A 13,710-nucleotide genomic window follows, 5' to 3' on the forward strand; every position below is an offset into this window, starting at 1 on the left:
CTTCTTCGTACCTCCAAGACTGGCCCGTCAAGCTATGAATTACGTTTGCGAGCACTGCATACGGTCTGGAGATCGCCGTCGCCGGCGCCGGATCCGCGTGCGAAGCGCGACGGCGCCGGCAGCGCAGGCGCCGCCGAGGAAGAGCGCCGCTGCGATGCCCAGGAGCGGTTGCACCGGATCGCCGCCGGTGCGCGCCAAGGGCGCGGATTCGCGCAGGCGCACCTCGAACGCCTCGCTCTGCGCACCGCACTCTCCGACGTGGACCACGTGGGTCTCGCCGCGCTCGATCATCACCAGAGTCTCGACGAATCCCCCCATGCCGACGTGCTTCTCGGTCAGCCGCACGCGTCGCGATTCGTACCGACCGGGACCGTCGACCATCACGCCGACCTGGTCGCCGAGATCCGCGATCTCCGAGTGCGCGTCGCAGCTCATCTCGTTCGCTGCGGAGCGCGCGTAGGCCGTGAAGAGGATCCGGAACTCGAGGTCCTCCCGAGCCGAGAGCGCGCCGCTCACGATCGCGACATCGTACATCTCCTCGCCGACGGTCGCGGACCCCGCCGATTCCGTGCGCACCTCGGGGTGCTGCACCGTCGTGGTCTCGTTCGGGAGGCCGCACCGCCCGCGGTGGAGCACCACCGAGTCGTCGCCGTCCCGCAGCACGAGCGTCTCGACCCACCAGATGGTGTCGCCGTACTCCGGCAGAGCCGTCACTCCGGGAGACTCCACCGATCCGACCTCGCGCACCGGCACGGGCCCCGCGGTGAACAGCAGGTTGTCGGCGCCGCACTCCGCGTCGTCTGTACCCGTGAGGCGCGCGTCCCCGCGGTACCCCTCGAACAGCACTTCGTGCTGCACTCCCGGTCGGCTGCTCAGGGGGCCCGACACGGTCGCCGTGTCGTGTATGAGGTCGCCGACGGCGACGATGTCGACCGCCTCGGTGGCCACCTCGGGCGCGCTGATCACGGTGGTCTCGTTCGCGAGCCCGCAGTCGCCCTCGTGCACGAGGATCCGCTTCTCTCCCTGGACCAGCCACAGCGATTCCACCCACCACACGGAGCCGACCCAATCGGGGTGCGCTGCGACCTCCTCCGAGCGCACCGCACCCGGGGCGGTCACCTCGATGGGCCGGGTCTCGAACAGGCGGTTGTCGGCGACGCACTCCGGCGCTTCCGCGGCCTCCTCCGCACCGGGCTCCCCGCTCTCCGTTCCGCGCACCGGTGCGAAGCGCTCCCGGTATCCGCTGAACACGAGCTCCCACCGTGCCGCGTCGTTCGCCTCGATCCTCCCGGAGATCCGGGCGATGTCCGAGATCAGGTCTCCGGCCGCCGCCGCCGGCGTCGCCTCGGTCTCCACTGCCGGCCGTCCGATGCGCGTGGTCTCGTGCGAGAGCCCGCACTCTCCGCGATGCACGGGCTCAGGGCCGTCGCCGGTATCGATGTACAGAGTTTCGACCCACCAGATCGCTTCTCCGTGCTCCCAGCGAGCCGTGAATCCGGGCGAACGCACCTCGCCGGGGCCATCGACGGGTACCGGCGCAGATCGGAAGACGATGGTCTCCGCCGAGCAGTTCGGTTCGATCAGAGCCGTTTCCCGGGCGGCGCGTTCCGCGGTCGCGGTCGCGTCCGCTTCAGGCGCTCGATAGGCCTCGAACCCCACCGAGTACTCGGCGTCGGGCGCAAACTCCCCCGAGATGATGGCGACGTCGTAGATCTCTTCTCCGACCGCGGCCTCGTCGAGCGCCCGGGTCACGACGCCGGGCTGCCCGATGCGGGTGGTCTCGTTCGAGACGCCGCAGCGTCCCTCGTGCACGACGGCGCCTCGGGATTCGACGCGCTCGACCCAGTGGATGGTGCCGCCGCTGCGCACGCGCACCGGGTCCGTGCTGAAGCGACCGACGCCCGGAACGCGGATCCCGGACTGTCGATGCACCGGCTGCGCTGTGCACCGCTCCTCGGTCGACATCGCCGCGATCTCCTCAGCGCTCCAGATCACCGGTGCTCGACGCGATTCCATCACCGGGTCTCGACCGATCGCGTGCATCGGGGCACCGTCGTCGTCGAGCACCGGTGCGCCCTCTGCGTCGGTCAGGGGTACCGGGTATCGGGTGCCGTCGGCTGCGACGCCCGAGGAGGGCCGCCCCTCCGCGTCGAGCACGGGGATACGTTCTCCCGCGGCATCGAGCAGCGCGCTGCCATCCGCGCCCGCCCACCACTCCGTCCAGAGCGCCCGACCGGTTTCGGGATCCTCGGCTTGGGCGTCGTACGGCTCCCCGAGGATCGGCTCCCACTCCTGGTCGTACTTCCGGGCGCCGATCTCCGGCAGCAGATACGCGGTGAACTCGGCTTCGGCATCCGGCCACATCCGCAGATCTCCCGTCTCCGGCGCCGCGACGATCAGTGCGTCCACCATCGTGCCGCCCAGTTCGGCCGAGGGCTGCGCCAACGACGATCCGATCGGCGGCGCCCACTGGCGTGCGTCGAGAGCGACGGCGGGGAAGAGCCCGGTGGCATCGCGTCGCTTCGAGATTCCGGTCGCCACGGCGACCCGCTGCCCGATCGCCCCCGCGGCTGTGGTGGTGGAGGAGATGTCGAGCTGCGGCTCCCAGCCGAGCGCGCCCGCGGCGGTCCACGATCCGGTGACCTCGACCGTCTTCGCTCCCGGAGCACGCAGAACATCGCGCGTCGATGCTTCCCCGGTGGACACGGTGATCTTCGAAGCCCCGTTGAGCACGAAGGTGCCGCCGACCACCGTCAACGACGTCGTGCCCTTCGGGTACGACACCCGGTATCTGTCCGGGCTTCCGTCGGGATGCGAGCTGAGCTCGAGAGCCGCGGTGACCGGTACGGGGTCGGTGGGCGGATGCGCGCGCAGCTTGGCCTCGGCGTAGAGGCTGTCGGAGGCGGCGATGAGGTTGCGACCCCGTTGCGAGCTCTGCAGCGTCGCGATCTTCTGGTTCAGGTGCGCATTCCCGCTCCGAAAGTTCTCGCGCATGCGCCAGATCGTCAGCTGGACCGCTGCCGCGGTCCACGCATCCCCGCTCTGCCCGTGGCGATCGATGAGATAGTTCATCTGCCGCATCCCCGCCGCGTCGCCCCAGGACGAGAAGGCGCCCGACCGTCCGGGGAGGATGCTGGAGCGCTGGGTACCCGTGACGCGCCCCGTCGGTTCGCTCATGGATACCTCGATGCAGTAGGCGCGCCTGCCGTCCGGCATGACGAAGTTCGAGATGGTGAGCCCTCCGGAGAAACTCACGCTCTCGCCCCGAGGGAGCGCCTCGGTCGGTGCAGCGTCGACCGTCACGAGCGCGGCGCCTGCGAGCAGTGCGGCGGCCGTCACCCCTGCCAGTCGCCGGAGGAGCCGGACGGTGCTCCCCCGGACGCTCGTACGGGTACGCGCTGAGCCGTGGCGGATCCGCCACGGGTCGAGTGTGGTCATGGTCGTGCCTCCAGGTGCGAATCGCTCGAGAGCCCGCGGAATCGGGGGCTTCTCCATCGATGCTGAGGCCTGTCACTCGCGTGGCCGGAGAGTTCTCCACAGTCGATTCCGACGTCCGATTCGCATCCGCACTGGATCCGTGCTACAGTGAATTCTTGTGCCGCGGGGTGGAGCAGTTCGGTAGCTCGCCGGGCTCATAACCCGGAGGTCGTAGGTTCAAATCCTGCCCCCGCAACCACGAGAGAGGCCCTGATCAGGAGAAATCCCGATCAGGGCCTCTCGCTTTTCCTTCGTCACCGTTCGCAGCTGCGCCCTCAAGCTCGCAGCTGCGCGCTCAAGCCACGAGTCGTCACGCATCGGTCGCACCAAGAATCTCTGCGACCAGTGACTTCTGCACCAGTTGCGAGCGAAGCTGCCACCCCCACTGCTTCCCGGCAACGTCGAACGGCCCGACTCCCCCGCGGGAATCGGGCCGTTCGACGGTGTGCGCTCTACTCGGCCTGCAGTGCGGCCTCCAGCGCCTCGCGCAGCAGCTCGTCGGCCTCTCCGTAGGCCGCCCAGTCGCCGGCCTGCATAGCCTCGTCGCGGTCCTGAATCGCCTGCTGCATCTGCCGCAGCGCCTGGTCGAGGCTCAGCTCGGATCCGGTGGACGCATCCGGCTCTTCCTCATCCGCGGGCGTGTCGGTCGCATCGCCCTCACCGGTGTCGCCAGGCGTGTCGGGCACCTCCACTCCACCGTCACCGGCGTTCGCGCCGGAATTGCCGCCGAAGAGGGAGTCCAGCGCCTCGTCGAGGGTGTCCTCGAACGCGATCTGGTCGCCGAACGCGACGAGTACCTTCTGCAGGATGGGGAAGCTCGTCCCCGAAGAGGCCTGGACGTAGACGGGCTGCACGTAGAGCAGACCGCCGCCGACCGGCAGCGTGAGCAGGTTGCCGCTGATGACGCGGCTCTCGCCCTGGCGCAGGATGTTGAGCAGACGCGACACCTCGGAATCCGTGGTGAAGCTGTTCTGCACCTGACCGGGGCCCGGGATCGGATTGCCCTTCGGCAGGGTCAGGAGCTTGAGCGTGCCGTACTCCTCGGAGACCTCTCCGGCGTCGGACCCCGCGTTCGAGTTCGCAGCGAGATACCCGGTGAGAATGTCTCGCGACCCCTCGCCCTGCTGGTCGGGGATGTAGGTCGAGTAGATGGAGAAGTTCGGGTCGGCCTCGGCTCCGGCCGCCAGCGTGAGGTAGTACGGCGGCTGCGCCCGCTTGACCGCGCCCGCAGCGGCGCTCGACACCGGGTCGTCCGGCGTGCGCCAGCGATCCTCGGCCGAGTAGAAGGCGTCGGAGTTCGTCACGTGGTACTGACCGAGCACCGCGCGCTGCACCTTGAAGAGATCACTCGGGTAGCGCACGTGGCTGAGCAGATCCCCGCTCATCTCCGAGACGCTCTCGAGCGTGCCCGGGAAGATCTTGCCCCACGACTGGAGCAGCGGATCCTCGGTGTCCCACGCGTAGAGCGTCACCGAACCGTCGTAGGCATCGACAGTTGCCTTGACCGAGTTGCGGATGTAGTTGATCGACTTGGGCATCGGATCGGTGCGCTCGTTGTCGGCGTCCACCGTCAGCGCATTCATATCGTTCTGCTGCGAGTACGGATAGTCGGCGGAGGTGGTGTACCCGTCGACGATCCAGACGATGCGGCCGTCCACGACCGAGGCGTAGGGCGATTCGTCGATGGTGAGGTAGGGCGCGACCTTCTGCACGCGATCCACCGGGTTCCGATCGTAGAGGATCTGGGATCCTTCGACGACGGCGCCCGAGAGCAGCACCTCCATGTCTTGGAACTTCAGGGCGTAGATGAGCTTGGTGAAGAGATTGCTCAGGGTGGGACCGCCATCGCCGGAGAATGTGGTCATGTTCTGTCGACCGGAAGTCGCGTCATCGGCCTCCTCTTCGGCCGCCGCCTCGGTCGCCGCCCCGTCCTCGGCGGCCTCGATCTCGACGGCCTCGGCCTCGGGGTTGTCCGTCGAGGCGTCGGCGTTCTCGGTCTCGGAGGCCTCTGCGCTGCCGGGCTCGGCCGGCGCCGGGTCGTCGGCCGTCGCCTCGGCGGTGCTCTCCGCATCCGCCGGGAAGTCGAGTTCGATCGGCTTGGACCGCTCGCCGCCCACGATCGAGTACTCCGGCGAGTTCATGCCGAAGTACACGCGAGGTTCGAACTCCCCGAGCTTGCCGCTCGTGGGGATTCCGTTCTCGAGGAAGACCGGCTCTCCACCGGGCGAGCGCTGATTGCCGTATGCGGCGACGAGCCCGTACCCGTGGGTGTAGACGAGCGTCCGGTTGTACCAGCCGCTCTGATCGCTGATGTCGATGTCGCGGATGGCGGAGACCGTGTCCTCGACTCGGCCGTCGATCTCGTAGCGGTCGACGCTGAGCGAGCTGGGGAACTGGTAGTACTGGCGGATCTGCTCGAGCTGAGCGAACGTGGGCGACACGACCTCGGGATCGATGATGCGGATGTTGGCCGTCGTCTCCGCGTCGTTGCGCAGCGCACCGGGCTCCGCGTCGGTCACGGCGTCGTAGCGCTCGACCTCGACTTCGTCGATGCCGTATGCGGCTCGAGTCGCCTCGATATTGCGCTCGATGTACTCCGCCTCGAGGCTCTTCTCATCGGGACGCACCTGGAACTGCTGCACGGCCCACGGATAGCCGATCCCGAGGACGATGCTCGACACCAGGAACAGCGCGGTGCCGATCACCGGCAGCCGCCACTTGCCGGTGAAAGCCGTGACGAGGAACAGCACCGCGACGATGATCGCGATCCCGGCGAGGATCTGCTTGCCGGGGATGACGGCGTGGACGTCCTGGAAGAGCGCACCGGTCCACTGCCCGCTCGTGCCGCTGAGCGTCGCGTACTGGTCGAGCCACAGGCTCGCGGCCTGCAGCAGGAGGTACACCGTGGCGAGCACTGCCGCCTGGATCCTCGTCGCCTTCGAGACGCGCACGTCGCGTCCCGAGAACGAGATGCCGCCGTAGAGGTAGCTCGTGGCCACGCCGGCGATGAGGGAGATCAGCACGACCGCGGAGGCGAAGCCGACGATGCCGCGCAGCATCGGCAGATCGAACAGGAAGAAGGAGATGTCGAGCCCGAACTGCGCGTCCTGCTCCCCCGATGCCTCGCCGTTGAGCCAGAGGAGCACACGCTGCCACTGGGTTCCCGTGCTGAATCCTGCGAACAGGCCCACGACGGCCGGAAGCCCCCACTTCACAAGGCGGCGCAGCGGTTCGAACAGCTCCTGATAGCGATCGAGCTGCGCAGTGAGCCGTGCGTAGACGGGACGCTTGCGGTAGGCGATGTCGATTGCGAAGAAGACGGGAACCGCCATGCCCACGAAGCCGATCGCGAACATCACGCCCGCGGCGATCCACTGGGTGGTGAGCACGGGCAGGTACCCGAGTTGCCGATACCACATCACCTCGGCGAGCACCGCGGCCACGGCGAGGAAGCCGAGGATCAGCACCACCACGAGGATCACGGTGATGGCGAGCGGCGATAGTCGGCGCTGACGGGCCGGAGCGTGTGCGTTCTGGTCGGTCACGTCTCTGTAGTTCTTCCTGTCCAGAGTGCACCCCTGAAGGGTGCCGGGCGGGGTCGTACCCAGCCTATCGGTCGCCCCTGACAAGAACCCCGGCAAGGCGCTGGAGCGACGCATCGCGTCGCGCGCCGACGGCGCTGAGCGCGCCCTCGCGCTCAGCCGACGTGCGCAGCACGGAGGACATGGGCAAGGCGCTGGAGCGACGCATCGCGTCGCGCGCCGACGGCGCTGGAGCGACGCATCGCGTCGCGCGCTACTCTCCCGACTCCCCCGCGCGCGCCGCGCACCGCTCGATCCCGGCCGGCTCCTCGCCGGCGGTGAGCGCGTCGATGGCCGCGATCGCCTCGTCGAGGGACTCCACCGGAGCGATCCGCATGCCGGGCGGCAGCCGGCTGGGAAGGTCCGCGCAGTTGTCGACGGGCATGAGGAACAGCTCGCTGTCGGCGCGCGCCGCAGCCCACATCTTCTGCGTGAGCCCGCCGATCGCACCGACCGATCCGCTATCCGTGATGGTGCCGGTACCGCTGACGACCCGGCCGTCGAGCAGCGCGCCAGGGGTCAGGCGGTCTAAGATCGCGAGCGCGAAAACCAGACCGGCGCTCGGACCGCCGATGCGCGAGAGGCTGACGTCGATCTCTGCCGGCAGCTCGTAGGAGCTCGAGATCATCGCGCCGATCAGCGGCTGCGAGCCGGTCTCCGGCAGACGCGGCGTCAGCGATACCTCGCGCTCCTGCCCGTCTCGAACGATGCCGACACGGATCTCGACGTCCGCCCCGGCCTCGGCGATCCCGCGACGCAGCTCGCCGAAATCCGAGACAGCACGATCGTCGAGACTCACGATCCGGTCGCCGGTCTCGAGCAGGCCGAATGCGGGGCCGTCCTCTGAGACGCCGGCGACGGTGAGCTCCACGTCGACCTCCTCCCCCATCGCTCGGAACGCGGCCGCAGCGGCCTGCGCCTGAGATGAATCCATGAGCACCGCGTTCTCCTCCTCGCGCTGCTCGACCGTCACGCCCCGAGGGTAGAACTCGCCGACCGGCGCCACGCGCTGAGCTGGGTCGAAGAGCGTCGGAAGGAGCGAGAGCCAGCTCCTGGGGTGCTCGGGGTCGCCGAGGATCGAGACCGTGAGCAGGTTGAGCTCGCCGGTCGTGGGAAATGTGGTCGCGCCCTCGACCCCGATCACCGGAACCGGCTGATCGTCGATGTCGACCTCTCCGAGCGTGTCGACCACCGGTCCCGGCTGCTCGACGACGTAGGGCGACGGGACGAGGGCCGCGAGCAGGGCGACGCAGGCGAGAACGGCCGTCGTGAGGAGCAGGCGCGATCTGCGCCGCTCGGCCGATCCGTCGTCCACCAGCTCCCGCCCTCCCGCGGCACGGCGCCGCTGTTCGCAGTCGGCGCAACCCGAATCGCCGAGCGACGGTCAATCTAGCAGGCGGATCTGATCGCGGTGCCGTAGCGTTGTGGGCAACGGACGACCGGAGGAACGGGAATGAGCGCGAACGATCAGAACGGCGCGGACGACCAGGGCCGGGGCGACGGTTTCGAGGAGCTCCAGCGCTTGCTGCGGGAGATGCTCTCGGGCGGTGCGGCCGGAACCGGGATGGATCCCGCCCAGTTCGCGAAGGCCGCGGGACTGCCGATGGATCCCCAGGCATTGCAGGGCCTGTTCAGCACGCTGCAGGGTGCGATGCAGCACCCCGGTGACGGGATCGACTGGTCCGCCGCACGACGCACCGCGATCGAGGTCGCGAGCGACGGCGCGACGCCCGCCGATCCCGCGCCGGCGGAACGGGCGTTCCCCGTCGCGGCACTCTGGCTCGACGAGGCCACCGAGCTGGGCACCACGCCGGATGCGCCCCGCACGCTCACGCGCATCGAGTGGGTGCAGCAGTCGATCGATACCTGGGTCGGCCTCGCCGAACCGGTGGCCGAGTCGATCACCCGGGCGCTCATGGAGGCGCTGGAGAGCCAGATGCCCGAGGAGCTCAGCGGCGCTCTGCACGGTGCATCGCCCATGCTCCGCAGTGTCGGCGGCGCGCTGTTCGCGGTGCAGCTGGGCACGATCGTCGGACGCCTGTCGGGTGAGGTGGTCTCCGCCGGCGACATCGGCATTCCGCTGCTCTCGGGTACTGGGCGTGAGGGCGGCGCACTGCTGCCCGCCGGCGTCGCCGCCTTCGCCGACGGGCTCGATCAGGACGCCGAAGCGGTGACGCTCTACCTCGCGGTACGGGAACTGGCGCACGCACGGCTCTTCCGCCACAGCAAGTGGCTGCGGCTGCACCTGCTCTCCGCGATCACCGAGTATGCGCGCGGGATCCGGATCGACACCGATCGCATCGAAGAGCTGGCCCGGGAGATCGACCCCGAGCACCCCGAGCAGATTCAGGAGCTCATCGCCGGGGGCGCGCTCATCCCCCCGCGGACCGAGGCCCAGGAGACCGCGCACGCGCGTCTCGAGACCATGCTGGCCCTCGTCGAGGGCTGGGTGGACGTCGTCACCGCCGACGCCGCGAAGCGTCTTCCCGGCGCTGAGGCGATCGCCGAGATGGTGCGACGGCGGCGCGCCACCGGGGGTCCTGCGGAACACGCATTCTCGGCCCTCGTCGGGCTGGAGCTGCGCCCGCGTCGCCTGCGCGAGGCCGCCGCGCTCTGGCGGCTCGTGGCCGAGCGCAGCGATGTGGCCACGCGCGACGGACTCTGGGCGCACCCCGACCTGCTGCCGAGTTCGGAGGAGCTCGACCACCCTGCACGGCTGCTGGAGCGCCTCGGGCTTGCCGGAGCGGCACCGGACGCGGCGGCGGACGACTTCGACACGGCGCTGGCGCAGCTGCTCGACGGCGAACTGCCGCCGCATCAGGGCGGCGAAGACGGGACCGGCCGCACCGGGAGCTGAGGTTCGGTTCGTCCCGGTTCTGCTCGGCGTCGCTTGACCGCGAGCCCGCGATGCGCCCTGCTCCGCCGATACAGGCGCTCCGAGGCGGCAATGCTCCGCTCACACGTCCCTCGGCGCGCCCGTGGCAACGAGATCGCCCTCCGCCCTGTGGACAACTGAGCTCACCCTATTCGCGTCGTGCAGACTCGGGGCATGAATGAAGCCCGAACCAGGATTCACCCGGATCTCTCCCTCTGCTGGGAGGATCCGGAGACGCTGCGCATCGGATTCGAGCGGGCGCGGGCGCGCGTGCACAGCCCTTCGCCCGGCGCGCAACGCTTCATCGGGCGTCTGCTCACGGGAGTGCCGTCCGCACGGCTGATCGAGGAGGCGCAACGGGCCGGTGTGGCGCCGCGGGACGCACGGCGCCTCCTGGAGCGCCTCGCGCCCGCCCTCGATGCGGCGGCACCGGAACCCGCGGCACGCGCGCGCGGCCTTCGCGCGGTGCTCGACGACGCCGGCCGCGAGGCGCCCGGGCTGCGCGACGCGCTCATCGCCACAGGGCTGTGCATGTTCGACGCAGCGATCGGCGACGCACACCGGCCGTCACCGCGCTACGATCTCGCGATACACGTCGAGCGCTATCTCGAACCGCTCGAGCGCGCTCAGCGCTGGCTCATCGAGGAGGTACCGCAGCTGCTGATACGGTTCACCGATGGAGCGGTGGAGGTCGGGCCCCTGGTCGGTCCTGGCGGGCGGCCCTGCCACACCTGCATCTCGCTGGCGTTCGTGCGACGCGATCCCGCGTATCCGGTGCTCGCCGCACAGCTCTGGGGCAAAATCCCCGCGAGCGAATCCGGTGCGAGCGTGCACATGGCGACCGCCTACGCTGCAGTGCTGATCAGGGGTTGGCTCGACGGTGATCCCGCGGTGCACACGCGGCGGTTCCGCATTCCGGTGCGCACCGGGACCGTGCACGGACTGCCGAGCATGGTGACGGTCGCGCCTCACGACGAGTGCGCGTGCACCCTCACGCGAGCAGCCCGGCCTCCGCCACGAAGCGAGACGGCTCGCGGGCCGAACGCGCTCCTCCCGCGACCCCGGAGAGCCGCAGCACGTCCCGGGCGCGGGTGAAGGCGACGTAGCACAGCCGACGCTCCTCATCGACGCTCGTCTCGTCTCTCGCGTGCGCGATGGGCAGCATGCCCTCGCTCAGTCCGACGACGTGCACCAGCGACCATTCGAGGCCTTTCGCCGCGTGGATCGCACTCAGCGTCACCGCCTCGAGCGTCGGCTCGTGCTGCGTTCGCTGACGCGCCACCAGTTCGTCGGCGAATGCGCGGATCGTGGTTCCGGCCGGCATCTCGTCGACCAGCGAGAGCAGCGCACCGAGCGCCTCCCAGCGTTCTCGCGCTGCAGCACCCTCGGGCGCCTTCGCGGTCCAGCCGCTGGCGCGCAGCGCATCGCTGACGATCTGGAAGAGCGGCCGCGAATCCGCGACCTTCGCCTCTCCCCGGATCAGCATGACGGCTTGGCGCACATCGGCGCGCTCGAAGAACCGCTGGGCACCGTGCACGCGCACGCTGATGCCGCGCTCCTGCAGAGCAGACTCGAATCGAGCGGACTGGGCATTGGTGCGATAGAGGATCGCGATGTCCGAGGCCGGAGTGCCGCCTCGGATCGCCGCTGCGATCGAGTCCGCGACCGCTTCGGCCTCGTCGTGCTCGCTCGCGAACCACTCGAACGTCGGCGCGTGCTCATCGGGAGCGTGCTCCGTGCGCGTCGCCCGAAGCGTGAGCGCGCCCGGACGGTCGCGCATGAGCCGGTTCGCGAGCCGCACGACCGATTCGCGGGAGCGGTAGTTGCGCTCGAGGCGGATCTGCCGCGCGTGCGGATACTCCGCACCGAACCGCAGGAGGTACGAGCTCGAAGCCCCGGCGAACGAGTAGATCGTCTGGCTCGCGTCGCCCACCACGCACACGTCGTCCCGGTCCCCGAGCCACACCCGGAGCAGCGCGTGCTGCAGCGGGGACACGTCTTGGAATTCGTCCACCGTGAAAAACCGGTACCGCTCACGCACCTGCAGCGCCGCCCGGGGCTCGCTCTCGAGCATCCCGGTCATCAGCACGAGCACATCCTCGAAATCGATCTGCCGTCGCTCTTCGAGAAGCGCGGCGTAGCCGCGATGCACCTCGATGAGCTGCTCCTGCGTCAGCCCCTGGGGCACGGGCCGCTCAGCGATCCGCGACGCGTACCCGTCGATGCCGAGCATGGTGGTCTTGCGCCACTCGATCTCAGAGGCGACGTCGCGCAACGCTTCCCCGCCGAGGCGGAGGCCGAGGCTCTCGATCACCTGGGCCACGGTCGCCACCTTGCCCGGCAGCATCTTCGGGGCGGAGCCACCGACGAATTGCGGCCAGAAATGGTTCAGCTGGGCGAGCGCGGCGCCGTGGAACGTCTGCGCGCGCACGCCTTCCGCTCCGAGCGCGCGCAGACGCCCCTGCAGTTCCCCGGCCGCCTTGCGCGTGAACGTGACCGCGAGTACGCGCTCCGGCGCGTAGACGCCGCTGCGCACCCCGTGGGCGATGCGATGCGTGATGGCCCGCGTCTTGCCGGTCCCCGCGCCCGCGAGCACTGCGACCGGCCCGCGCAGGCTCTCGGCGATCTCACGCTGCTCGGGGTCGAGCCCGTCGAGCACGTCCGCGTCGCTAGGCGTCACCTGCATCACCCTCCGCAACCCAGCGGTCGATCAACCAGCGGGCGATCGAGAGCGGCATGGGGAGCGTGATTCCCGGCGCGGGCTCCCGCAGCTCTGCGCGCGAGAACCAGCGCAACTCCGAGATCTCCTCGGGATCCGGCCGCAGGTCGTCAGGATCGACGCCTGGCGCGAGACGCGCACGGAAGCCGAGCATGAGCGATCGTGGAAACGGCCACGGCTGCGAGGTAACGTACTCGATCTCGCCCAGCCGGACTCCCGATTCTTCGTGCACCTCGCGGGCAACCGCCTGCTCGAGCGACTCCCCCGCCTCGACGAACCCGGCGAGCAGCGAGAATCGCCCGCTCTCCCAGAGCGCATTCGATCCGAGCAGCGCGCGGTCCTCGTGCTCGATCAGCACGATCACCGCGGGGTCGGTGCGCGGGAAGAGCTCGGCCCCGTGCGCGTCGCGCCGGGCCCACCCGCCGTACTCGAGAGTCGTCGCAGAGCCATCCCGCGGCGAGAACGCTGCGTCCTCGTGCCAGCGCAGCAGCGCGGACGCGACCCCGACGAGCTCACGCTCGCACTCGCTCAGCGCGGGACCGGCCTCGAACGGATGGAGCCACTCCTCGTCGCGGGCGTCGCGGCTATCGCGGGCGGCGCGGCTATCGCGGGCGTCGCGGCAGTCGCCCGGTCGCGCGTCGTTTGACGAACAGCGGGCATCCGTCTCTGCGTCGGCGTCCGGAGGCGCCGTCGCAGCGTCTTCCGGCCTCGCGAACACCGGATCGCCGCCCACGCGCCCCAGGAAGACGGGCCCCCAGTCTCCTCCCCGGCGGGCCGGCTCTTCGTCGTCCGGGATCGGCAGCAGCGCAAGACGCACGGCGCCGCTCTCGCGCCGCACCGGGATTTCGACGCCGCGCAGGCGCAGCAGCCGAGCTCCCGGTTCCTGCCATGCGGCCCGCAGCCGATTCGGGTTCATCCGGGTCGCGGCATCTCGGTCGAGGGCCCCCCGCGCGAACGGAGGCCTGTCGGCGATCATGTCTTCTCCTTTCGTGGACGGTCGGCGACGTGCGTCATCGATCGCGCCGCGCGGGCGGGAACGGCCGCGCACCGGTGTGGGC

At 69.8% G+C, this 13,710-nt stretch carries 7 protein-coding genes and 1 tRNA gene; 3 read left to right on the forward strand and 5 right to left on the reverse strand.

The features are described 5' to 3' along the window. Nucleotides 1-39: 39 nt before the first annotated feature. Nucleotides 40-3,438: a hypothetical protein gene (locus EVS81_RS02020; protein WP_130108910.1), complete on the reverse strand. Its 3,399-nt coding sequence runs from the start codon at nucleotides 3,436-3,438 to the stop codon at nucleotides 40-42. 161 nt (nucleotides 3,439-3,599) lie between these two features. Here EVS81_RS02020 and EVS81_RS02025 point away from each other — a divergent pair. Then, nucleotides 3,600-3,676 (forward strand) — tRNA-Met (locus tag EVS81_RS02025). A gap of 253 nt (nucleotides 3,677-3,929) precedes the next feature. Here EVS81_RS02025 and EVS81_RS02030 read toward each other — a convergent pair. Together EVS81_RS02030 and EVS81_RS02035 are read right to left on the reverse strand one after the other, a co-directional pair. Beyond that, nucleotides 3,930-7,022 (reverse strand): UPF0182 family membrane protein, encoded by a 3,093-nt coding sequence (locus tag EVS81_RS02030; RefSeq protein ID WP_130108911.1) that lies wholly within the window; start codon nucleotides 7,020-7,022, stop codon nucleotides 3,930-3,932. Between the two features lie 250 nt (nucleotides 7,023-7,272). Then, entirely contained in the window at nucleotides 7,273-8,373 is a 1,101-nt protein-coding gene (locus EVS81_RS02035) for a YlbL family protein (RefSeq protein WP_130108912.1), read from the reverse strand. A gap of 138 nt (nucleotides 8,374-8,511) precedes the next feature. Here EVS81_RS02035 and EVS81_RS02040 point away from each other — a divergent pair, with 138 nt between their 5' ends. Beyond that, on the forward strand, nucleotides 8,512-9,915 hold the full coding sequence (locus tag EVS81_RS02040; protein ID WP_130108913.1) for a zinc-dependent metalloprotease: 1,404 nt from the start codon (nucleotides 8,512-8,514) through the stop codon (nucleotides 9,913-9,915). Between the two features lie 192 nt (nucleotides 9,916-10,107). After that, a complete protein-coding gene (locus tag EVS81_RS02045; RefSeq protein WP_130108914.1) occupies nucleotides 10,108-11,028 on the forward strand; it encodes a hypothetical protein in 921 nt (306 codons plus the stop codon). Here EVS81_RS02045 and EVS81_RS02050 read toward each other — a convergent pair. Continuing rightward, nucleotides 10,925-12,619, reverse strand: a complete 1,695-nt coding sequence (locus EVS81_RS02050) for an ATP-dependent helicase (RefSeq protein ID WP_130108915.1) — start codon at nucleotides 12,617-12,619, stop codon at nucleotides 10,925-10,927. The two genes, EVS81_RS02045 and EVS81_RS02050, sit on opposite strands and share 104 nt — an antisense overlap. Further along, entirely contained in the window at nucleotides 12,603-13,628 is a 1,026-nt protein-coding gene (gene nudC, locus EVS81_RS02055; protein ID WP_130108916.1) for an NAD(+) diphosphatase, read from the reverse strand. Before nudC ends, EVS81_RS02050 begins: the two co-directional genes overlap by 17 nt. Nucleotides 13,629-13,710: the final 82 nt, after the last annotated feature.

Origin of the sequence: Leucobacter triazinivorans (assembly GCF_004208635.1) — a bacterium.
GTDB lineage: Bacteria > Actinomycetota > Actinomycetes > Actinomycetales > Microbacteriaceae > Leucobacter > Leucobacter triazinivorans.

Excerpts from the sequence above, each read along its gene's own strand:
- EVS81_RS02020 (WP_130108910.1), bottom strand. The coding sequence starts at position 3,438 with ATGACCACACTCGACCCGTGGCGGATCCGCCACGGCTCAGCGCGTACC.
- EVS81_RS02040 (WP_130108913.1), top strand. The coding sequence starts at position 8,512 with ATGAGCGCGAACGATCAGAACGGCGCGGACGACCAGGGCCGGGGCGAC.
- EVS81_RS02045 (WP_130108914.1), top strand. The coding sequence starts at position 10,108 with ATGAATGAAGCCCGAACCAGGATTCACCCGGATCTCTCCCTCTGCTGG.
- EVS81_RS02050 (WP_130108915.1), bottom strand. The coding sequence starts at position 12,619 with ATGCAGGTGACGCCTAGCGACGCGGACGTGCTCGACGGGCTCGACCCC.
- nudC (WP_130108916.1), bottom strand. The coding sequence starts at position 13,628 with ATGATCGCCGACAGGCCTCCGTTCGCGCGGGGGGCCCTCGACCGAGAT.